This is a genomic window from Providencia xihuensis (assembly GCF_041953405.1).
GTDB classification, from domain to species: Bacteria; Pseudomonadota; Gammaproteobacteria; order Enterobacterales; family Enterobacteriaceae; genus Providencia; species Providencia vermicola.
Genome location: NZ_CP169565.1, coordinates 3,018,470 through 3,039,601 on the forward strand (window position 1 = coordinate 3,018,470; position 21,132 = coordinate 3,039,601).

Consider the following 21,132-nt stretch of genomic DNA (forward strand, 5'->3'; position numbering starts at 1 on the left):
CCAAAAACCTGATGCTTTATAAGCTTTATTGTTTTCTTAACGAAAAAATAATACTTTATATGATTAACTAACTGTTTAATAACAACTTAATCGATTCAAAATTCTTTCTTTTATTGTCAATGAAAATCCTGTATCTTCCCCTACCTTATCGTGAAAAATGAGAGTTATATCGACTTTTCACCTTAAAACCTCGCCTTTTACAATAAATTCATTCTGTTTATAGGCGATTCTATAATAATGTATGTTAAAAATATGTTTCCAAACTGAAAGTTAACATATCAAATAATAATCGACACTCAGGCGCTCGGCTTGGTGTTTTATATCATGCACAACCTCTCAAGAGATGATTTATGGGAGTTCACAGATGAATAATTCTGCGACTAAAACAAAAACTTTTTTCGGGCATCCATACCCGCTGAGTTCACTTTTCCTTACCGAAATGTGGGAAAGGTTCTCTTTCTACGGCGTTCGCCCGCTACTTATTCTGTTTATGAGTGCGGCACTCTTACAAGGCGGCATGGAGCTGCCAATTGAACAAGCCTCTGCTATCGTTGGTATCTTTGCAGGTGGTGTTTACATCACTTCGTTACCAGGCGGCTGGTTAGCTGATAACTGGTTAGGCCAACGCAGAGCGGTTTGGTACGGCTCATTGATCATTGCATTTGGTCACTTATCCATCGCAATGTCTGCATTTTTAACGAATACCTTCTTCTTTGTTGGTCTATTGCTGATCGTACTCGGAACGGGGCTGTTTAAAACCTGTATCACCGTGATGGTAGGTACCCTGTATAAGAAAGAAGATACACGCCGTGATGGCGGTTTCTCCCTGTTTTATATGGGTATCAATATGGGTTCATTTATTGCACCATTAATCATTGGCCCATTGCATGAAAAATACGGTTGGCATTTAGGCTTTGGCCTCGGTGGTTTAGGGATGTTAGTGGCGCTGTTAATCTTCCGCTTCTATGCTATTCCGCAAATGCGTCGTTACGACAAAGAAGTCGGCTTAGATTCCACTTGGAACCACCCGACAGTTCAACGTAAAAATGTCGGTAAATGGGTCACTTTTGCGATGGCATTGCTCGCGGTATTGGTTATCTTAATCGATAACGGCACAATCCCATTCAACGCATCAATGATCGCTAAAAGTTCTGCTTACGTGATTTCAACCTGTGTGGGCATCTACTTCCTGTTTATGTTCTTCTTTGCAGGTTTAAATAGCAGTGAACGCTCACGCTTATTAGCTTGTTTGATTTTACTGGTTGCAGCCGCGTTCTTCTGGTCAGCCTTCGAGCAAAAACCGACTTCATTTAACATTTTCGCTCGTGACTATACCGATCGCCAAATGGGTAGCTTTGAAATCCCAACCATTTGGTTCCAATCCATTAATGCTCTGTTCATTATTTTGCTAGCCCCTGTATTTAGCTGGTTCTGGCCATCCCTTGCTAAGCGCAATATGAACCCAAGCAGTATGACAAAATTTGTTATCGGTATTTTATTTGCCGCGGGCGGTTTCGCTATCATGATGGTTGCAGCAAACCAAGTATTAGCAACACAAAGTGGCGTTTCACCGTTCTGGCTAGTGGGTAGTATCTTATTACTGACTTTAGGTGAACTGTGCCTAAGCCCAATTGGTTTAGCAACAATGACCTTGCTAGCACCGCAAAAAATGCGTGGTCAGGTTATGGGGCTGTGGTTCTGTGCCAGTGCATTAGGAAACTTAGCGGCAGGTATTATGGGCGGTAACATCCGTAAAGACCAACTGGATTCCATGCCTGAATTGTTCTCCCACGTATCTATCGCGTTGGTTATCTGTGCTGTCGTATTGGCCGCACTGATTATTCCAGTAAGAAAGATGCTTAAAAATGCGGATAAAAACGAAGCCAAAGCGTAGTTATCTTCATTAACTTGAACTGCTCAATGACATATTGTTGTTGGGCAGTTTTCTTTCCTCCCATACGATTACTTAGCTTATTATTTTTTTCTAATCAGATTATACTCACTGTCTTATCTACCATAAGCCGGAATGTTAAGTATGTCCCTTTCTCTACCTGTCTACTATGTTGATGCCTTTACAGATACCTTATTTCAAGGGAATCCCGCAGCCATTGTACTACTGAATGATTGGCTACCTGATCATATGCTCATTGCCATTGCCGCGGAAATTAATTTATCGGAAACGGCATTTTTAGTCGGTCAACATATCCGCTGGTTTACCCCAAAAATGGAAGTTGCCTTATGTGGCCATGCCACTTTAGCTACGGCTTATGTCCTTAACCATGTATTACAGCAACACGCCCAGCCAATCGTCTTTAAATCACTTTCGGGAGAATTAGTGGTAACCTGCAGTGAACAAGGCCTCACTCTTGATTTTCCCATCCTTGATTCAGTTCTCAGTTCACCAATACAATTCCCTGAACTTGCTGATATTTTAGGTGTTGAAATTACTGAGCTTTGGCTCGCCAAAGACCGCTATCTGTGTTTTCTTTCAAATAGACAGCAAATCGAAAACTGCCAACCAGACATGCAACGCCTTGCACAACTTCCTCTGCCAGGGTTAACAATTACAGCACAAAGTACTGAAGACGACTGTGACTTCGTATCACGCTATTTTGCCCCCGCCAAGGGGGTAAATGAAGACCCTGTCACTGGCACTTCACACTGTGCCATTGCCCCAATTTGGGCAGAACGATTACAAAAAACAGCATTAGTCGGAAAACAACTCTCGAAAAGAGGCGGTATAATCCACTGCGAGGTCAATAACGGCAGAGTTAAGCTAACAGGAAATGCAGCCTTATTCCTAACAGGTAAAATTCAAATTAATCAATAGACTACAAAGTCTAGATTCAAGAGCTCATACTTCAACCAATATCCGCACTCACAACAATGACATTAAATGATGTTCGGCATGTGATGAGTATGACTCCTCCCTCTCTTTTGTGTTCCTTATCTCAGATTAGATAATAATTTTTTTAACATTTAATTAAAAATTTTAAATCAACGTTAAATTAGTTTACAATCATAATTATAATTAAAAATATAATTGCAATTATAAGTATTACTTATTAACGCTTTGATTAACTGTTAAAAACTCATTTTATATAAGGAACTCTATAAATGGCTATTACTAGAAGAAAATTTCTTATTGGTGGCGCGGTTGTCACTGTAGCCGCTGGTGCTGGAATTTTAACGCCAATGCTAACGCGTGAAGGTCGCTTTGTACCTGGTAAGCCAAGACATGGCTTCGTTGCAGGGACGGAAGGTGCACTACCACAACAAGCTGACGTCGTTGTTATTGGTGCTGGAATTCTAGGGATTATGACTGCTATTGAATTAGTCGGTCGAGGCTTAGATGTTGTCATCGTTGAAAAAGGCAATATCGCGGGTGAGCAATCATCCCGTTTCTACGGCCAAGTTATCACCTATAAAATGCCAGAAGAAACCTTCTTACTTCACCATCTCGGTAAACATCGCTGGAGAGAGATGAATGCCAAAGTCGGTGCTGATACCAGCTACCGCACCCAAGGCCGTGTTGAAGTCCCTCTTGACGAAGAAGACTTAGTCAACGTGAGAGAGTGGATTGATACCACCAGCAAAAATGTCGGTTCTGACATCCCATTCAAAACTCGTATTATTGAAGGTGCAGAGTTAGATCAGCGCCTAAAAGGTGCACAATCTAAATGGAGCATTGCTGGATTTGAAGAAGATTCAGGCAGTTTAGATGCTGAAATTGCGACCTTCGTGATGGCAGAGCATGCCAAAAAACTGGGGATCAAAATTTACACCAACTGCGCAGCAAGAGGGTTAGAAACTCAAGGTGGCGCAATTTCAGATGTCGTTACGGAAAAAGGGGCGATCAAAACCTCTCGTGTCGTTGTGGCTGGCGGTGTTTGGTCACGCTTGTTTATGCAGAATTTAGGGGTAGACGTCCCAACTCTGCCTGCTTATCAATCCCAACAGTTAATTTCTGGTTCACCAACAGCGCCAGGTGGTAACGTCGCATTACCAGGTAATATCTTCTTCCGTGAACAAGCTGATGGCACTTATGCAACTTCTCCACGTGTTATCGTCGCACCAGTGGTGAAAGATTCCTTCGTTTACGGCTATAAATATATCCCATTATTATCAATGCCTGATTTCCCAGTGCACATTTCGTTAAATGAGCAACTGATTAACTCATTCACAGAGCCAACTAGCTGGAAATTGAATGAAGTTTCACCGTTTGAAAAACACAGAAATATGACAGCATTACCAGACCTGCCAGAACTGAATGCATCATTTGAGAAACTAAAAACCGAATTCCCTGCATTTAAAGACTCAAAACTGATTGATCAATGGAGCGGAGCAATGGCCATCGCACCAGATGAACACCCAATTATTTCCCAAGTTAATGAATACCCAGGTCTGGTTATCAATACCGCAACAGGTTGGGGTATGACAGAAAGCCCAGTTTCGTCTGAATTAACTGCCGACTTATTGTTAGGCAAAGAACCTGCACTGAATGTAAAACCATTTAGCCTGTACAGATTCAGCTAGTTTATTCGCTTCATCGCGATCACAAAAACCCTCCAAGTTGGAGGGTTTTTTATTGCCTAATATTCCTCAATCCCTTAACATTCTCGACTTAAATCAAATGGAGTGATTATGAACAAGTTATTATTAGGAATGATGATTTCGTTAGTGAGTTTCGGCGTAGTGGCAGAGAAAAACTACACCCTAGAGCAAGTTGAAAATATGATTGCTTCTGGGAAAAAACCCCAAACTGCAACGCCTACCTTAGATGGCTCGATAGCAAAAGAGGATTTTGCAACCTGTAAATCTGGCTTAAAAGAGTGGCTAGATGGTGTTGAAAATTACCCGATTACCATCGAAAAAGATGTTGATGGTAAAGATTTTTCCGCCACTATTTGGACAGAATCCAAAGCCTTTTTGGTATCTTGCGTAAAAAGTGGTGATAATGCAAAAGCCATTCGAATGAGTGCTGAATATTTAGATAACTAACTGGCTCATTTTATTCGTTTTCATTCACACCATATCGGTGTGGATGAATACATTTTTATCATCACGATAGCAAAATGTGCTCTATTTCAAAAACCTTCCAAACTGGATCGATTCACTTCTCATTTATTGCTGTAATTATTTGTGATGAGTATTACACTTAGCCTTAACATTATTAATACACTAAGTAACAACTGTAAGGCCCAACCATGAGTTCCATCGTTGATGATGTCATCGCACAAAAAATCGAACAATCCATTTCCCGCGTTTCTAAAGTTGTATTCCCGACCACAACTAACCACCATAGCACCTTATTTGGTGGTACAGCTTTAGCATGGATGGATGAAGTCTCTTTTATCACTGCAACCCGCTTTAGCCGAAAACGTTTAGTGACCGTTTCTACAGAAAAGATCAATTTTACACATCCCATTCCATCAGGCACGATTGTTGAATTAGTCGGAAAAGTCATCCGAGTCGGTAGAACCAGCTTAACGGTGAATGTATCCATCTTCTTGGAAGATATGTATTCTGAAGGCCGTGAAGAAGTTATCCATGGCCAGTTTAACTTTGTAGCCATTGATGACAATGGAAAACCAACACCCTTATTTGGTGAATAATATTTAAAATAACTGAAACAATCACCTTTTTGGTGTAAATAAAGTGTGAACCTATTTTTATTCACACTTTATTTATCTTTCTAACCTTTCATTATTTAAGTTTTCTATTTTTCATATCGTTATATCCAAAATCGTTAAATAAAGCTATTTTTCGTTTAAGTTATGATATTTTTTGGCATAATTCACCAAAAAGGATTTTCAACAAAAAATTAATTTTTACGTTATTCATAAAATGTCTATTAATATATAATTATCATAATTAGAAATACTTAGTTTAAAAAATAAAAAAACATTAATATCTTGTTACAACAATCATATAGCGTCATATTTTAACACCACAAAAATACTCCTATAAGATGTAATTTAGAATAGATATTGTAATTTACCCATTATGGACGTAGAGTATTTCAACACGCTAATTACCCTAAAAGGGTGTAACGCCTGAAAAGAATATTTATTATTTAAAACGCGATATCTGCACTATGGCATTACATATATGCTTGAAGTAGTTAGGCGAGTTCAATAATTAATGTGCAAAAATACATTTTATAGCCTATAAATAATAGTAATAAACATCGATGACATAAGAAATAAAACCATGCTTAGAATTCTTTCACTTATTTTTATCTTTATTTTATCCATTAATCTCAGTGTTGCTGCGGTTCCTAAAGAAACCATCAAACGTATTGAGCAAGAAGCCCAAAAAGGCGATATTAAAGCACAAGTGATGCTTGGGATTGGTTACTACCTGGGTAATGAGCTGAAACAAGACTACGGTAAAGCCAAAAAATGGCTGACGATGGCCTCAAATAAAGGCAATTCTGATGCTCAGCTATTTTTAGGCGATATGTACCTAAATGGTAATGGTGTAGAACAAAACCTTGAAACTGCGATGGAGTTATTTGAAAAATCAGCGAATAAAGGGAATGTTGAAGCACAAAACTATATGGGGCAATTTTATTATCAAGGTATTGGGGTAAAACAAAACTATATTACCGCATTTGAGTGGTTCCAAAAATCTGCTGAGAAAAAGTTTCCTCCCGCACAATATCAGCTCGGAAAGATGCTTGAGAATGGTGAAGGTACCGAAATTAATGATAAATTAGCGGCTGACTACCTAGCGCAAGCCTGTAAAGCTGGCATTAAAGAAGCGTGCTCTAAAAAATAATCCAGCCCTTTTCCTCTAGATTAAAACTTTCCTATTTTGACGAACATCACCATCATCGGTCATGTTCGTTTTTATTTTTTCTTTGCTAAAAATCTGATTGCGACTACTGGCTCACACCCCATCACCAACCAATCAGTTACTATTCTAGTATGAATAATCAATATCAAAATGTATAAGAATGTTCTAAACTTATAATATAAAAGAAAAAAGGAGAATTTATGTACAATACAATTTTAGTTCCGATCGATGTAACCGAAGATGCTCTGACCAATATGTTAGTTCCACATGTCAATTCTCTGCAAAAATTGAATAATGCTAATGTTCATTTTCTTGCGGTCACGGCCCCAATTTCTAATTATCTACGCTATGGTGGCACCATTTTACCAGGCGATTTCCCGAATGATGAAAAACAAGCTGAGATTATTCTTGCTGAGTTACAAGAGAAAATTAAGTTGTTTTCAATTCCTGCGGAAAAAGTGCATGCAAAGGCGAGTGTTGGTTCGGTTAAAGATGAAATTTTAGCCACTGCCGAAGATATTAATGCTGATATTATCTTACTGGGTTCACGTCGCCCGAGTATGACAACCTATTTATTAGGTTCAAATGCAGCATCCGTCGTACGTTACGCAAAAACAAGCGTACTGGTTGTCAGATAAGCTTTACTATCTACAATTTTTAGTAATTTTATCTTACTTTACCAATGATAAGTTTAAGCTCAATGAATGTTACAAAAACGTATAAATCCATACACTTTATAAGACTATTTCATCGCTAATTGCGGTAAATTATAGGCTCATAAACATTTTCGTGATTTTCACGCCCTGCTTTTATAGCAGGGTTTTTTTCATCTTTTTATCGGCTTTTTTCAGCCTAAACCGTTTAAACGGTACGCCATCAAAATCAACCAAACCGTCTTCGACAAATCCATAGCGCAATAACGCCGCTAGCTTAAGTCTTGTTAACGGCAAATGAATGGTTAGGGAATCAATATTCAGGGAACTAAAAGCCTTTTGGATCATTTGTACCGCAATCCGTTTGCCTTCCCCCCAAAATACTGGATGCAAAACAAGGGCTAAATCCGCATCACCGTTTTCATTTTGCAGCCCACCCCACCCCGCAAATTGTCCATCGATAACAAATGCCCAAACGCCATAACCATACTGGCTCCAATGCTGCTCTTTTCCCGCAACCCAATTTCGGCAAAATGCCTCATCAAATAGTACATCCCCCAGAGGCATATGCTTCAATACTAATGGGTGTGTATTTAGCGCAATAATCTCAGCTGTTGGAATTTGGGGAAGTCGTAAAAACTGGATAGGCATATTTGTCACTCGATAAAATAAGATGGCTGAATTGTAAGCAGCTAAACATAAATTTCAACATGAAAAAAGCCCATTGAACATTACTGTTAATGGGCCTTAACGAGGAAGATTAAACGTTTATTGTTCCAATGCTTTCGCCATCACCTTTTGGAAATCTTCCCATGAACAATAGCCATTTTTATCAACCGGGCAATCTTTTAGCTCTAAAGTCACATGTTTTGGGGGTGTCTCAAGGGATAAATAGGCATTGTCCCTAAGTTGATCTGCAGTTTGATAAACATATTCAACTTTCATAAAGTCTTTTTTCGTTTGTTTGTCTGTCCAACGCTGGAAAACCAATTTACCGCCAATTGGCGTATGCTCGTACTGCTGTGCTAACTGATACGGTTTAAAATCCATCGCTGACATCAATGAAGCAATGTTGGAATCGTGACCCACTAAGAAAATAAATTTAGCTGTTTCCCCTTTATCTACGGATACAAAGCCTTTATCAATATAATTGAGGATTGGATGAGCCACATTTTTCGCAATAATTTTTGGCGTAAATAAGGTCTCTTGGTACGCATTTTTCAGAGTATTCAGTTTTTTCCATTTCTCAGGGGTATCCACTAGCCCCCATGCGACTTGATCTGCGGGAAAACCTTCATAATATTGTAGGTCGATAGCATCCACTGCAGAATTCGCAATTTTCAATGGGCCACTAACACCCGGCTCTTTATCTGCTTCGATAATAAAACTATTTTTTTGGCTATCGAGGTTACACAATTTATCCGTTTTGCATTTTTGAGAATCTTTAATATTCAATACGGTATCAAGTTCTTCATAACCTGCTTTTAGTGATAAACCTTTAAGATAATCATCCATTGCCGCAAGGGCTTTTTGTTTAAACTCAGGCGAGCCATTGGTAATAATCGGGTTAAAGACAGGGTCCATCTTACCAATTTCTGGCTGATGGTGGATATTCACTTTACAGCCAGGAAATGCCCCCGCTGCAAAAAACTGTGCTGTCGCTATCGTTCTTTGTAAGCTATTGGTATACAGATATATATCTTCGTTACTAGTTGGGCATAACTCATCCGCGAGTAACTTATTTTGGTCAATCCACTCTCTAAAATAATGCCCCATATACACTTCAAGCGCCCCACCTTGAGTGGTGAGATAACCGCTTTTTGCATCCCAATCCGGCCATTTTTTATCAGTCACTTCAGTGAGAATACCTGTATTAACTATTGGTGTTCGTAAATTGTGGCGGCTAAGGACTAAAACTTGGTCTAAAACCATATCTGCTTGATTGTCGGTACTTGCCATGGTTGGTGCAATCGGTGCAAATAAGGCCGCAGATAAACATAGCGTTAACACTTTGTATTTCATTAAGATACCCCTACCAATATGGAAAAGTGAAAAGACGTTAAACCGCCCCAATAATCTAAACTTATCTCATAATGACAAAGCTGACTTTTTTTTCTGAGATTAATATCTCAAAACTAGCCTTAACTAAAATTAAAATCAGACATTGACATTACAGGTCTGCAATTTAAGATTGCAGCATTATTTTAGGGAGACAAGATAATGATAGTCCAAGCTGCCACGCGTGCACATGATGATGAAATAATTCGAATTTGGGAGGCTTCTGTTAGAGCCACTCACGATTTTTTACCTGAAGAAAAAATTGACGAACTCAAAGTAGCAATTAAACAGCTATATTTGCCAAACTTAGCTGTATTTGTCGCCTTTAATGATACAGGTAAAATGGTGGGCTTTCTTGGTTACGCTGAAAATCGCCTTGAAATGCTATTTATCTCCCCAGAAAACCGCGGGCAAGGGACAGGGAAGAAGCTCCTACAATACGCCATTGAAAAATGGGGTATCACAGAGCTTGATGTGAATGAGCAAAATCCACAAGCTGTTGGATTTTATGAACATATGGGGTTTGTACAATATGACCGTTCAGAGTTAGATGGTGAAGGAAACCCTTTTCCACTCTTACATATGCGTTTAAAAATAGCGTAGTAGCATGAACATTCTCGAATTAGAGACCCCGCGATTACGCCTTCGCAAGTGGCAAGAGGAAGATAGCGCCGTGTTTTATGCGCTCAATAGCAACCCTGACGTGATGCGCTACTTTCCTGCCATATTAGATGAGCAACAAAGCCAACAGTTTTTAGAAACCATCATCACAAAATTTAGCCAACAAGGTGGCTGGGGGTTATGGGCTGCCGAATTAAAAGAAACCAGTGCATTTATTGGCTTTCTTGGCTTAAATATTCCCGCCGCTAACCTGCCCTTTTCCCCCTGCGTTGAAATTGGTTGGCGTTTGCTTCCTGATTATTGGCATCAAGGCTTTGCTTCTGAAGGGGCGAAAGCCGTTATTCGGCTGGCGTTTACCCAGTTAAAACTTAAAGAGTTAGTTGCATTTACCGCAGTTCCCAACATTCCATCAGAATCGGTAATGAAACGCCTTGGCATGATAAAACAGCCTGATAACTTTTATCACCCTGCGCTCCCTGATGGTCATTGGCTACAAGAACATGTGTTGTATCGCATTAAAGCGAGCGATTACCGTAATTAAAATGCCACCAAAACAATCCCCACAAAAAAGCCATCACACTGTGATGGCTTCAGGTTGCTTAGCTTATACGTAAATTACTTTTTACTTTCCGCTTCTGCTTTAGCTTCTTTCGCTTCAACATCACGATACCAGCGTGGGTGGTGTTTCTTCGCCCAACGACGGCTCACTTTGCCTTCGATCATGCCTTTAATCGAGCCTTTAACCCAGAATGCCATATACATATGGATTAAGATTGCGTGGATTAAAATAATCGCGGCTGCTGCGTGAATAAGCAGGCTCCAACGGATCATCCACATCGGGAACATATCCGCAAAGTAAGGACGCCAAATGATAATCCCAGTCACTAAGAGTACGAAAATCATACTCATAATACTCCAGAACATCATTTTTTGGCCTGCGTTATATTTGCCAACATCCGCAACTTCGTGCTCGTTACCTTTGAGGACTTCTACAATATTCTTGATCCAAGGTAAGTCCTTTTTATCTGGAATATTGTGTTTCACAAAGCGCACAAACATAAACATCAGTACGACAAAAATCAACACACCAAAGAATGGGTGAAGAATACGCCCCATTTGTGGTGTACCGAAAGTTTCCGTCAGCCATTTCAGTGTTGGGAAAAACAGTGCAATACCTGACAACGCAACCAAGAAGAAGCTGATGACCACTGTCCAGTGGCAAGCACGGTCAATAAATTTTGTCCGTACAATCATTTTGCTTTTTTTACTCATGGTTATCGTCCTCCTCTTCATCACTCACTTCTTTGTTCGGGCCAATTCCCACATAGTGGAAGATTAATCCCGCAAAGGTTGCAATAAAGCCAATTGCAGAAAGTGGTTTCAGAACGCCTTTCCACAGATTAATTGGGGTATCAATTTGTGGATCTTCAGGCAGTCCGTGATAAAGCTGGGGTTTATCCGCATGATGCAACACATAAACAACATGTGTTCCACCGACGCCTTCAGGGTCATAAATACCCGCTTGGGCGTAACCACGATTTTTCAGTTTCGTGACGCGCTCTGCGCCGTATTCCAGCATTTCGGCTTTTGTACCAAAACGAATAGCCCCTGTCGGACACGTTTTCACACAAGCAGGTTCTTGACCAACACTGACTCTATCAACGCACAAAGTACATTTGTACACACGATTATCTTTCGGATTCAATCGTGGAATGTTGAATGGACAACCTGCGATACAGTAGCCACAACCAATACAGTGCTCTGATTGGAAATCCACAATACCATTAGCGTACTGAATGATTGCACCTGCAGATGGGCACGATTTCAAACAGCCTGGGTCGGTACAGTGCATACAGCCATCTTTACGGATCAGCCACTCTAACTTGCCCATTTCCGTGGTTTCGCTAAAACGCATCACCGTCCACGATTTGGCACTTAAATCCGTAGGGTTATCGTAAACCCCTACGCAGTGGCCCACTTCGTCACGAATATCATTCCACTCAGAACATGCCACCTGACAAGCTTTACAGCCAATACAGGATGACACATCAATAAGCTTACACACTTCCAGCTTATCATCACGCGCCTGCGGCGGAGGCGTAATGCTATTGGTCGCGGAACGTTTAATAATGTCTTGAGATTGCATGGACATGTTCCCTCCCTTACGCCTTCTCAATGTTAACTAAGAATGCCTTATACTCAGGAGTCTGAGAGTTAGCATCGCCCACAGATGGCGTTAACGTATTGGTAATGAAACCTTTTTGTGTTGCGCCTTCAAAGCCCCAGTGAATTGGCAGACCAACCGTTTCAATCGGTTTGCCATCAACCATCAGGGTTTGCAATCGTGGTGTCACCACAGCGACCGCTTTGATAAAGCCGCGTTTACTGCTGACTTTGACTTTATCACCCAATGCAATGCCCTTCGCTTTCGCTAAGGTTTCACTGATTTCCACAAATTGCTCTGGTTGAGCAATCGCGTTTAAGCGAGCGTGTTTTGTCCACGTATGAAAGTGCTCAGTCAAACGATATGTGGTTCCTACATAAGGGAAATCTTTGTGATCACCAAGACGCTTCTTGTCTTCATCAAAAATTCGCGCAGCAGGGTTAGACACCACATTTGGATGCAATGGGTTTGTACCTAATGGCGTTTCAAACGGCTCATAGTGCTCAGGGAATGGCCCTTCAGCCATCTTATCGATAGCAAATAAACGCCCTAACCCTTCAGGTTGCATGATAAATGGACCTGTTCCTACTTCTGGCGCAGAAGCGTTAAAGTCAGGAATATCGTTACCTACCCATTTTTTACCGTTCCATTCGATAAGCACACGGTCTTTATTCCATGGTTTACCTTTGGTATCACAAGATGCTCGGTTATAAATCACACGGCGGTTCAGAGGCCATGCCCATGCCCAACCTAGTGTATTACCGATACCTGATGGGTCGCTGTTATCACGGTTCGCCATTTGGTTGCCTTTTTCTGTCCAGCAACCAGTGTAAATCCAACAAGACGAAGCGGTTGTACCGTCATCACGCAGCAATGCAAAAGAACTGAGTAACTCGCCTTTTTTCGCCTGAAGATTGCCATCCGCATCATAGAGGTCAGCCAGTGCAATACCGTTGTTCTCTTTCGCCACTTCTTCTGATTCAGGGTGGAATTGCTGTTTGTAATTCCATTTCATCTGCATCAGAGGTTCTTGGCCTTGGCCGCCCTCTTTTTCATACATTTCACGGATTTTATACAAAATACCCGTTAAGATTTGGCCATCATTACGCGCTTCACCTGGGCCATCCGCAGCCTGCCAGTGCCATTGTAACCAACGGCCTGAGTTAGCGATTGAACCATCTTCTTCCGCAAAACAGGTTGATGGTAAACGGAACACTTCAGTTTGAATTGAAGCGGTATCGACGTCATTCATCTCACCGTGGTTTTGCCAGAAATTTGCTGTTTCTGTGACCAGAGGATCAACAACCACTAAATATTTCAGCTTGCTCAGGCAACTAACCACTTTATTTTTGTCTGGGAAAGACGCAACTGGGTTAAAGCCTTGGCAGATGTAACCCGTCACTTCGTTACGGCTCATCATGTCAAAATACTTCATCACATCATAAGCTTGGTCCCATTTAGGTAACCAATCGAAGCCCCACTGGTTATCTGCTTGTGCAGAATCACCGTAGAACGATTTCATCAAACTGACGAAGAATTTAGGGTAATTACTCCAGTAGTTCACCTGATTCGGTAATGTCGCTTTTGGCGTGTTCGCCGTCAGGTAATTATCGACAGTAAGATGTTTTTCTGAAGGTAATGTCAGGTAACCTGGCAAACTGGTAGATAACAGGCCTAAGTCTGTCAAACCTTGAATATTTGAGTGACCACGCAATGCGTTCACACCACCACCAGCAACTCCCATATTACCAAGCAGTAATTGGATCATTGCCATGGTACGGATGTTTTGCGCGCCTACGGTATGTTGTGTCCAACCTAAGGCATACAGGAACGTACCTGCTTTATCAGAAGCGCTGGTCGTCGCGAGAATTTCGCAAACTTTTAAAAAATCGGCTTGTGAAGTACCACAAATTTTTTCAACCATCTCAGGCGTATAGCGTGAGACGTGCTTGCGAAGTAAATTCCAAACACAACGTGGGTCTTGTAATGTGTCATCGCGCAGTGCGTGACCATTCTCATCAAATTTGTAGTTCCAGCTGGTTTTGTCATAACTGCGTTTGTCAGCGTTATAGCCACTAAATAGACCATCTTCAAAGTCAAAATCATCTCTGACAATTAACGCCGCATTGGTGTAGTTCTGAACGTATTCAGCATTGATTTTATTATTTTCAATTAGATACAGTAAAACGCCCGATAAGAAAGTAATATCGGTGCCTGAACGAATTGGCACATAATGGTCTGCGACTGATGCGGTACGCGTAAAACGCGGATCGATAACAATCAGTGTTGCATCATTATTATTTTTTGCTTCAATTGCCCAGCGGAACCCAACAGGGTGAGCTTCCGCAGCGTTACCGCCCATTACGACGACAACATCCGCATTTTTAATATCAACCCAGTGGTTGGTCATCGCACCGCGACCAAATGTTGGAGCAAGACTTGCTACCGTTGGTCCATGTCAGACACGCGCTTGGTTATCAACCGCCAGCATACCTAGCGATCGTGCGAATTTTTGGGTCAACATTCCCGTTTCGTTACTTGCAGCAGATGCACATAACATCCCTGTGGATAACCAACGGTTTACTGTTGTTCCTTGTTCATTTTTTTCAATGAAGTTTGCGTCGCGGTCATCTTTCATTAATCGCGCAATACGCGTGAAAGCATCATCCCAGCTAATACGTTCCCATTTATCAGAGCCTGGCGCTCTATATTCTGGGTAACGTAAACGATTTTCACTGTGAATGTAATCCAGCAGGCCAGCCCCTTTAGGACATAAAGCACCACGGTTTACAGGGTGGTCGGAGTCTCCTTCGACGTGGAAGATCGCGGATTTAGCATTCATGGCACCATCGCCCATGCTATACATTAATAATCCACAACCGACAGAACAGTAAGTACAAGTATTACGCGTCTCTTTAGAACGTAGTAATTTATATTCACGTACATTAGCTATTGCCATTCCAGGCATAAAACCTAACGCAGCTACAGTTGTACCTGCCATCCCGCCAGCACAGATTTTAAAAAACTTTCTGCGACTAACGTTCATTGCTACCTCTTTATATTTTTTGTATAAATCGGTGAGAGAATAGCAGCCTAATATGATTAGATATTGCCTAAAATCAATTAAAGTGAAAATAAAAGTTTAATTAATATTAACTGAGTAGTTAAACAACAATTAAAATTACCACCAATAGGGTATTTATTGTTAAATTGATTTGGATCAATTGTTACAATCGAAAACCTTTAAGTTAAATAAATTTTATTTGGCGTTTTTTGAAATCCACATTTCAACATAATAATTATAATTTACAAAAACACTCAGTTTTAAGGTAAATTATGCCACTTAACGTAAATAATGAAATTTCAATACTATCAAATAGTAAAATAAAAAACATAAATCCACTACAAAATAACACTTCGAGTTTCATCAGTCATCTCCATAATGTGGAGAGCAGCCAAAACCCCTTCGATTTATTAAGTACTAGTCAACAAAAAATAGCAATTAATCAGGAACGTGATGAATTGAAAAATAATATTCAGCATGACATAAAAAAAGCGGCTATTTACGGTATTAGTAAACATCAATTAGAATGTGCTGACTACATGAGAGCTGTTAATAAAGAAGTACAAACCATCATGATAGGCAGTTTAAATCAAAGTATTGGCCTAAATAAAGTGAATGTTTACCCATTATGTAGTGTATATGGCGAGCTGGACGAACAGTTAAATGCTTTTGTTAACGCGCTAGAAAACCGCTCAACGGTGGACGCTGATTGGGTTCTAAAATCATATCTTCCTTTCGTTAATCAATGGCAAGTTACGCTAGCGAATAACAAGCATAAAATCGATATATTTCAATATTTAGCTAAAAAGAGTAACACACAGGAACAACTCAAAGAATTAAAAAAACTCATCATAAAAAATACATCACCAAAAACTAATAGCGACGAACTGTACAATTTTATTAAAAATAAGATATTACCGTGTCAATCCCTATCAGAATTTCGAGCGAAATTACAAGATCTATATCAAACTAACAAGGAGGATATAAATTGGAATTCATCTGGCTTATTTAATTTAATTGAAAACCATTTTTTTAGAAATACAAGTAAAATCGGATTGAATTTCTTTCTCCAACACCACCATTCAATCATTCTCACTTGGAACCAAAATGATGAAAAAGGTTTTTTACTCAGTGACATCAATCAAAAAAATTTCAAACATGGTTTTAGACGGCTATATAATAATAAAGAGTGCATAGAACCCATCACTTTTTCAGAGATCAGGCATCTTGAGAGAAATAAAAGCCAGTTTTCAAATAACATCATTAGAATACTATTACATAGTGATAGCGCTATGATATCGAAGGGTTTTGATGATAAGTGGTTTGAATACAAAGACAGCGAAATGATTGAGCAGTAATCTAAAAGAAAAAAACGAGAAAAGTTAGTGCTCAGGCTGCATGTTGTCAATAACTAAACAAAACATATATAGCCACATTATTAAAACTAGCATTCCTATATTTTTACATTATTATACACCGTATAATTAATTCTGGAGGTATCATAATGATCACTGGGCATGTCTTCATAGCAACCAGTTTAGATGGCTATATTGCACGTAAAAATGGTGATATTGAGTGGCTTTTACAACAGGACCTGCCTGATGAAAATCATGGCTACGAAAGCTTTATCAACAACATCGACGCTATCATCATGGGTCGAGGAACATTCGAAACAATTTGTGACTTCACACCTTGGCCCTATGAAAAACCTATTGTGGTGCTTTCATCCAAGCTCTCCGCACAATCCGTACCTGAGCATTTAATCGGTAAGGTACGGTTTTCAAACCAGACTCCAGAGCAAGTCATGCTAATGTTAGAGGCTGAAGGCTATAAGCGTGTTTATATCGATGGTGGGCAAGTTGTTCAATCCTTTTTAAAACAAGGGCTAATTCACGACCTTATTATCACTAAAATTCCTATTTTATTAGGTGAAGGACGTTCTTTATTTGGCCCTCTATCCCATGATATTTGCCTAAAACATTTAAATACTCAAAGCTTCCCTTCAGGGTTTATTCAATCTCATTATGAGATAGTCAAATGACAGAACGTAAACCTGGACGCCCGAGATCACAACAACTCAACATATCATCTGAAAATATTATTGCGAAAGCAATAGTGATATTAGATGAAAAAGGGATTGAGCAATTATCTATGCGGTTAATAGCCAAGGAGATGGCCATCACACCAATGGCTATTTACCACTATTTTTCTGATAAAAATGCATTAATTAAAGCTATTGGTAACACGCTTTATCATGATGTTAATATTGCAGATATAAAAGGCATTTACCCCAAAATAGAAAACCTTTTACTTAGATATCGCGAAAAAATCATTCAATACCCGCAAATTACGTTAGCAATATTTAGCACACCTAAGTTATTTCCCGAGCAAGCCTCTCGCATAACCAAGGAGCTAATCCAGTTATTAACGGAGTTAGGATTATCAACACAACAAGCAACCCAATGGGGGCACATTTTAATCGATTATACTCACGGCGAAGCTTTAGCAACAGCAACCAATGATCAGCTTATTTATGACAAAGCAAAAGAAAATTATACTGATACATTAAAGATACTCTTAAATAATATATAAAACGTAATTTTAATGCCATTATTCTAAATACTGAACGAGGTTTCCCCGCAGAAAATTTTATAAACGGAATGATTTTACTGAGCATAAAGGACTAATTATTATGTCGAAAATAGTCAAATAAATAACGCTTTACTACTGTAACCCTTTTACTCCCTACTACTTTTTATTTCTGCTACTATAACTGCCATCTTTTCTATCATCTTATTGGCTAATAAAATCATTATGAGAGCAACATCTGAAGAAGCCCGAGTATTTATTGAAGTGGTAGAACAAAAAAGTTTTAGTAAAGCAGCTGATAAACTGAATTTAGCAAATTCAGCAGTAAGTCGAATCGTCAAAAAACTGGAAGAAAAATTGGGTGTCAACTTGCTTAACCGCACCACAAGGCAAATTGACCTAACCGCCGAGGGCGAACTTTATTTTCAGCGTATGAAAGTTATCTTGCAAGAAATGCAAGCAGCAGAAAATGAATTACACGAAACGCAAGCTTCCCCAAAAGGCCTATTACGAATTGATGCTGCAACACCGATTGTATTGCATATATTAATCCCCTTTGTTTCTGTTTTTCGTCAACAATATCCCGACATTCATTTGTCGTTAGTGTCATCAGAAACCTTTGTTAATTTAATCGAACGGAAAGTCGATGTTGCAATACGTGCAGGGCAACTCACCGACTCCAGCTTACGCGCCCGCCCATTATTTAATAGTTACCGCAAGATAATCGCATCTCCAAATTACCTTGAACAACATGGTGAACCCAAATACCCTCAAGCGCTTTTGAACCATACATGTTTAACCTTTACTGAACCCGCATCATTAAATATGTGGCCAGTTAAAAGTGTTGATGGGCAATTAATGGAAGTCACGGAAGGGATATCATCAAATAGTGGAGAAACGCTAAGGCAGCTTTGCTTAACGGGAAATGGAATTGCATGTTTGTCTGACTTTATGGTGAATAAAGATATTCAAAATGGCCAGTTTGTCGAAATATTAAAAGAAGACTTACAGCCTGTTCCTTTGCCATTCCATGCCGTTTATTACAGTGACCGCGTTGTCAGCCAGCGTATCCGCGTTTTTATTGACAGCTTAACTCAATATCTTGCAGAAATTCAGAAGCCATAAAAAATTATGGCTTCTCAGACTGCTGGCAAACCGATTAGGTTTGACTTCAGGTTGGATAGGTTTTGAAAATAAATTAGGAAAATCAATTTATTGATTTTCGGCTGATAACACAAAGTAGGAAAAACCACGCTTTTATCCTGCTTTGTCAACAGCCTCAGAAGCCATAAAAAATTATGGCTTCTGTGCATATAAATAATTAATTAGTCCCAGTTTGGAGCTAAACCTTCAGGGCTAACTAAACGATCATGACAATCTAATTTTGCAATAGCGGCTTTATCGTCACTATCTAACTGTAATTGGGTTGCTTGTAAATTGCTTAATAAATTCTCACGCTTTGTTGATGATGGAATAACTGAGTATCCTTCCCCAATCGCCCACGCTAAAATAACTTGAGCTGGCGTTGCACTGTATTTCTGTGCAATTTGCGCAATAGTCTCATCGTTTAATGCTTTACCATAGGCTAATGTCATATAAGAGGTAATATGGATATTGTGCTGTTTTGCCCACTCGACGACTTTTTTGTTTTGCAGATAAGGTGATAGCTCGATTTGATTTGTCGCAATATTTTCTACACCGACCGCCGCAATCGCTTTTTCCATTAACGGAATGGTAAAATTAGAAATACCGATTTCACGTGTTAACCCTTGTTTTTTTGCTTCCAATAAAGCTTGCATGAATTCTTCAACAGAAACAGCATCATTTGGAGATGGCCAATGCACCAGTGTTAAATCTACATAATCTGTTTGTAAATCACTTAAACTTTTTTTCAAACTTGGAATGAGCTTATCTTTGCTTAGATTCTCAATCCAAATTTTTGTCGTAATATAAAGTTCATCACGTGAAATGCCACTTTCGGCTATAGCTTGCCCAACCGCTTCTTCATTTTCATAAATTTGCGCAGTATCGATGGCTCGATAACCGACATCTAATGCATTTTTAACTGAAGCAATTACCACATCATCTTTTAAACGGAATGTACCAACGCCGATCACAGGAATAGCCATTATGTTATCTCTCTTAAATTCGTTCACGTTAAACTTTACTGATAATTATTTTTTCGCCATATTTATTAACTGCAAACTAGTCAATAGTTGTGGCGACAATTGAATACCACAGAGAATACGCTGTAATAACACTGACGGAAATAGCCATAATTTCAATAGACTTTTGCTAAAAAATCAATAATTCCTGCAGATAATAGCTTTAACTATAAAAGTGGCCTTCATTAAAATCTTTTACTTAAATTCATTTAACCCCATCATTAAATCAGACAATAAAACTAAAAAACATAAAAATCTGTTTAATTGGTCTGCTTTTCATCTTTATTTTAGTTTGTTAGCCTAAATACAACTTAGTAATTAGCAAACAAGGCAAGACAAATGAAAATTCTTCTTCTCAATGGTGGACAAACATTCGCTCACTCCGCAGGACAACTTAATCGTACTTTACATGATGTCGCTAAAACCTGTTTAAGTGAGTTAGGGCATACTATCCAAGAAACACATATTGAATCAGGCTACGATATCGAAAACGAAGTTAAAAAATTTCTTTGGGCAGATACAATCATTTACCAAATGCCTGGCTGGTGGATGATGATGCCGTGGATGGTAAAAAAATATATGGATGACGTTTATACCCTCGGCCACGGTCACTTATATGCAAACGATGGACGAACTCGCCAAGATCCAAATAAGCAATACGGCACTGGTGGCCTGCTTCATGGTAGAAAATATATGCTTTCAGTGACTTGGAATGCTCCCGTCGATGCATTTGATGAATTTGATAACTTTTTTGATGGTCGTGGTGTGGATGGTGTTTATTTTGCATTTCATAAATCACAACAATTCCTTGGATTGAAAAAATTCCCAACCTTTATGGTTAACGACGTGATCAAAGAACCCAATATTGAAAAATATATCAATGATTACAAAACGCATCTCACTGCGATTTTTAAATAGTTAATTTAAAAAGGAATATATGCGTCATCCTTCAAGCTGCATGGGTGTTGACTGCAACTCGAATGATTTAGCGTATACAACGTATTCCTTTTTTATTAT

At 39.4% G+C, this 21,132-nt stretch carries 20 protein-coding genes; 14 read left to right on the forward strand and 6 right to left on the reverse strand.

Translation table 11 applies throughout. The features are described 5' to 3' along the window. Window positions 1-364 precede the first annotated feature (364 nt). The 7 genes from ACE2AL_RS13670 to ACE2AL_RS13700 all read left to right on the forward strand — a co-directional run bounded on the left by ACE2AL_RS13670 (window position 365) and on the right by ACE2AL_RS13700 (window position 7,439). A complete protein-coding gene (locus ACE2AL_RS13670) occupies window positions 365-1,894 on the forward strand; it encodes a peptide MFS transporter (protein ID WP_206086717.1) in 1,530 nt (509 codons plus the stop codon). Between the two features lie 141 nt (window positions 1,895-2,035). After that, window positions 2,036-2,830, forward strand: coding sequence for a PhzF family phenazine biosynthesis protein (locus tag ACE2AL_RS13675; protein WP_206086716.1), 795 nt, complete (start codon window positions 2,036-2,038; stop codon window positions 2,828-2,830). Between the two features lie 287 nt (window positions 2,831-3,117). Further along, entirely contained in the window at window positions 3,118-4,536 is a 1,419-nt protein-coding gene (locus ACE2AL_RS13680; protein WP_206086715.1) for an FAD-binding oxidoreductase, read from the forward strand. Between the two features lie 108 nt (window positions 4,537-4,644). Beyond that, complete coding sequence (locus ACE2AL_RS13685) at window positions 4,645-5,001, forward strand: hypothetical protein (protein ID WP_272538704.1); 357 nt, start codon at window positions 4,645-4,647, stop codon at window positions 4,999-5,001. 206 nt (window positions 5,002-5,207) lie between these two features. After that, entirely contained in the window at window positions 5,208-5,615 is a 408-nt protein-coding gene (locus ACE2AL_RS13690) for an acyl-CoA thioesterase (RefSeq protein WP_206086713.1), read from the forward strand. A 598-nt stretch (window positions 5,616-6,213) separates the two neighbouring features. After that, a complete protein-coding gene (locus tag ACE2AL_RS13695) occupies window positions 6,214-6,783 on the forward strand; it encodes a tetratricopeptide repeat protein (protein ID WP_206086712.1) in 570 nt (189 codons plus the stop codon). Between the two features lie 218 nt (window positions 6,784-7,001). Then, a complete protein-coding gene (locus ACE2AL_RS13700; RefSeq protein ID WP_206086711.1) occupies window positions 7,002-7,439 on the forward strand; it encodes a universal stress protein in 438 nt (145 codons plus the stop codon). Between the two features lie 171 nt (window positions 7,440-7,610). On the opposite strand, the gene ACE2AL_RS13705 is transcribed toward ACE2AL_RS13700, so the two are convergent. Continuing rightward, window positions 7,611-8,105, reverse strand: coding sequence for a GNAT family N-acetyltransferase (locus tag ACE2AL_RS13705; RefSeq protein WP_272538705.1), 495 nt, complete (start codon window positions 8,103-8,105; stop codon window positions 7,611-7,613). Window positions 8,106-8,222: 117 nt separating this feature from the next. Next, a complete protein-coding gene (agp, locus tag ACE2AL_RS13710) occupies window positions 8,223-9,476 on the reverse strand; it encodes a bifunctional glucose-1-phosphatase/inositol phosphatase (protein ID WP_206086709.1) in 1,254 nt (417 codons plus the stop codon). A gap of 198 nt (window positions 9,477-9,674) precedes the next feature. On the opposite strand from agp, the gene ACE2AL_RS13715 reads away from it, so the two are divergent. Continuing rightward, window positions 9,675-10,115 (forward strand): GNAT family N-acetyltransferase, encoded by a 441-nt coding sequence (locus ACE2AL_RS13715; RefSeq protein WP_206086708.1) that lies wholly within the window; start codon window positions 9,675-9,677, stop codon window positions 10,113-10,115. A gap of 4 nt (window positions 10,116-10,119) precedes the next feature. After that, entirely contained in the window at window positions 10,120-10,674 is a 555-nt protein-coding gene (locus ACE2AL_RS13720; RefSeq protein ID WP_206086707.1) for a GNAT family N-acetyltransferase, read from the forward strand. Window positions 10,675-10,748: 74 nt separating this feature from the next. On the opposite strand, the gene fdnI is transcribed toward ACE2AL_RS13720, so the two are convergent. Genes fdnI through fdnG form a run of 3 tightly spaced genes read right to left on the reverse strand, consistent with a single transcriptional unit; the run spans window position 10,749 to window position 15,343 of the window. Beyond that, window positions 10,749-11,405 (reverse strand): formate dehydrogenase-N subunit gamma, encoded by a 657-nt coding sequence (fdnI, locus tag ACE2AL_RS13725; protein WP_206086706.1) that lies wholly within the window; start codon window positions 11,403-11,405, stop codon window positions 10,749-10,751. After that, window positions 11,398-12,285 (reverse strand): formate dehydrogenase subunit beta, encoded by an 888-nt coding sequence (fdxH, locus tag ACE2AL_RS13730; RefSeq protein ID WP_206086705.1) that lies wholly within the window; start codon window positions 12,283-12,285, stop codon window positions 11,398-11,400. Before fdxH ends, fdnI begins: the two co-directional genes overlap by 8 nt. 10 nt (window positions 12,286-12,295) lie before the next feature. After that, window positions 12,296-15,343 (reverse strand): formate dehydrogenase-N subunit alpha, encoded by a 3,048-nt coding sequence (gene fdnG, locus ACE2AL_RS13735; protein ID WP_206086704.1) that lies wholly within the window; start codon window positions 15,341-15,343, stop codon window positions 12,296-12,298. Window positions 15,344-15,633: 290 nt separating this feature from the next. Between fdnG and ACE2AL_RS13740 the strand changes: the two genes are divergently transcribed. The 4 genes from ACE2AL_RS13740 (at window position 15,634) to yafC (ending at window position 19,075) form a co-directional block, all read left to right on the forward strand. Further along, entirely contained in the window at window positions 15,634-16,719 is a 1,086-nt protein-coding gene (locus ACE2AL_RS13740) for a hypothetical protein (RefSeq protein WP_272538707.1), read from the forward strand. Between the two features lie 146 nt (window positions 16,720-16,865). Then, a complete protein-coding gene (locus tag ACE2AL_RS13745) occupies window positions 16,866-17,402 on the forward strand; it encodes a dihydrofolate reductase family protein (RefSeq protein WP_272538708.1) in 537 nt (178 codons plus the stop codon). Beyond that, complete coding sequence (locus ACE2AL_RS13750) at window positions 17,399-17,953, forward strand: TetR/AcrR family transcriptional regulator (protein WP_375083599.1); 555 nt, start codon at window positions 17,399-17,401, stop codon at window positions 17,951-17,953. The genes ACE2AL_RS13745 and ACE2AL_RS13750 overlap by 4 nt, the downstream gene beginning before the upstream one ends. 222 nt (window positions 17,954-18,175) lie before the next feature. After that, a complete protein-coding gene (gene yafC, locus ACE2AL_RS13755; RefSeq protein ID WP_206086700.1) occupies window positions 18,176-19,075 on the forward strand; it encodes a DNA-binding transcriptional regulator YafC in 900 nt (299 codons plus the stop codon). 200 nt (window positions 19,076-19,275) lie between these two features. Here the strand turns inward: yafC and dkgB are convergent, their stop codons facing one another. Continuing rightward, entirely contained in the window at window positions 19,276-20,079 is an 804-nt protein-coding gene (gene dkgB / locus ACE2AL_RS13760; RefSeq protein WP_375083600.1) for a 2,5-didehydrogluconate reductase DkgB, read from the reverse strand. A gap of 375 nt (window positions 20,080-20,454) precedes the next feature. Here dkgB and ACE2AL_RS13765 point away from each other — a divergent pair, with 375 nt between their 5' ends. After that, window positions 20,455-21,033 (forward strand): NAD(P)H-dependent oxidoreductase, encoded by a 579-nt coding sequence (locus tag ACE2AL_RS13765; RefSeq protein WP_206086698.1) that lies wholly within the window; start codon window positions 20,455-20,457, stop codon window positions 21,031-21,033. Window positions 21,034-21,132 lie beyond the last annotated feature (99 nt).

What these genes read in the sequence shown, in the direction of transcription:
- ACE2AL_RS13670 (WP_206086717.1), top strand. Translation starts at nt 365, where the DNA reads ATGAATAATTCTGCGACTAAAACAAAAACTTTTTTCGGGCATCCATAC.
- ACE2AL_RS13675 (WP_206086716.1), top strand. Translation starts at nt 2,036, where the DNA reads ATGTCCCTTTCTCTACCTGTCTACTATGTTGATGCCTTTACAGATACC.
- ACE2AL_RS13680 (WP_206086715.1), top strand. Translation starts at nt 3,118, where the DNA reads ATGGCTATTACTAGAAGAAAATTTCTTATTGGTGGCGCGGTTGTCACT.
- ACE2AL_RS13685 (WP_272538704.1), top strand. Translation starts at nt 4,645, where the DNA reads ATGAACAAGTTATTATTAGGAATGATGATTTCGTTAGTGAGTTTCGGC.
- ACE2AL_RS13690 (WP_206086713.1), top strand. Translation starts at nt 5,208, where the DNA reads ATGAGTTCCATCGTTGATGATGTCATCGCACAAAAAATCGAACAATCC.
- ACE2AL_RS13695 (WP_206086712.1), top strand. Translation starts at nt 6,214, where the DNA reads ATGCTTAGAATTCTTTCACTTATTTTTATCTTTATTTTATCCATTAAT.
- ACE2AL_RS13700 (WP_206086711.1), top strand. Translation starts at nt 7,002, where the DNA reads ATGTACAATACAATTTTAGTTCCGATCGATGTAACCGAAGATGCTCTG.
- ACE2AL_RS13705 (WP_272538705.1), bottom strand. Translation starts at nt 8,105, where the DNA reads ATGCCTATCCAGTTTTTACGACTTCCCCAAATTCCAACAGCTGAGATT.
- agp (WP_206086709.1), bottom strand. Translation starts at nt 9,476, where the DNA reads ATGAAATACAAAGTGTTAACGCTATGTTTATCTGCGGCCTTATTTGCA.
- ACE2AL_RS13715 (WP_206086708.1), top strand. Translation starts at nt 9,675, where the DNA reads ATGATAGTCCAAGCTGCCACGCGTGCACATGATGATGAAATAATTCGA.
- ACE2AL_RS13720 (WP_206086707.1), top strand. Translation starts at nt 10,120, where the DNA reads ATGAACATTCTCGAATTAGAGACCCCGCGATTACGCCTTCGCAAGTGG.
- fdnI (WP_206086706.1), bottom strand. Translation starts at nt 11,405, where the DNA reads ATGAGTAAAAAAAGCAAAATGATTGTACGGACAAAATTTATTGACCGT.
- fdxH (WP_206086705.1), bottom strand. Translation starts at nt 12,285, where the DNA reads ATGTCCATGCAATCTCAAGACATTATTAAACGTTCCGCGACCAATAGC.
- ACE2AL_RS13740 (WP_272538707.1), top strand. Translation starts at nt 15,634, where the DNA reads ATGCCACTTAACGTAAATAATGAAATTTCAATACTATCAAATAGTAAA.
- ACE2AL_RS13745 (WP_272538708.1), top strand. Translation starts at nt 16,866, where the DNA reads ATGATCACTGGGCATGTCTTCATAGCAACCAGTTTAGATGGCTATATT.
- ACE2AL_RS13750 (WP_375083599.1), top strand. Translation starts at nt 17,399, where the DNA reads ATGACAGAACGTAAACCTGGACGCCCGAGATCACAACAACTCAACATA.
- yafC (WP_206086700.1), top strand. Translation starts at nt 18,176, where the DNA reads ATGAGAGCAACATCTGAAGAAGCCCGAGTATTTATTGAAGTGGTAGAA.
- dkgB (WP_375083600.1), bottom strand. Translation starts at nt 20,079, where the DNA reads ATGGCTATTCCTGTGATCGGCGTTGGTACATTCCGTTTAAAAGATGAT.
- ACE2AL_RS13765 (WP_206086698.1), top strand. Translation starts at nt 20,455, where the DNA reads ATGAAAATTCTTCTTCTCAATGGTGGACAAACATTCGCTCACTCCGCA.